This is a genomic window from Photobacterium sp. R1 (genome assembly GCF_054600795.1).
In genome coordinates, this window is sequence record NZ_BAAHZP010000882.1 from 1 (window position 1) to 243 (window position 243).

Genomic DNA, 243 nt, shown 5'->3' on the forward strand with positions numbered 1-243 from the left:
CATTGCAACGCTCAAGCTGGCCGCGGTCCACTTTCACCTCACGGTTTTCGACAACATCTCCATCCGAATCGGAGGTGTTGGTGCGCTCACCGAGTTTGGCAATCACACGGTAACGCTTGTCAGAATCCAGCAGGTACTGGGAAAACTTGGTCGCGTCCCCCAGACAAATCGGCAACATGCCCGTCGACAGTGGATCCTTCGCACCGGTATGGCCTGCTTTTTCCGCAAAGAAAATGCGTTTTA

The 243-nt window shown here is 53.9% G+C and carries 1 pseudogene; it reads right to left on the reverse strand.

Going from position 1 to position 243, the window contains the following annotated elements:
• Window positions 1-243 (reverse strand): annotated as a pseudogene (truB, locus tag ACYP03_RS27595) (tRNA pseudouridine(55) synthase TruB); the annotation flags it as partial.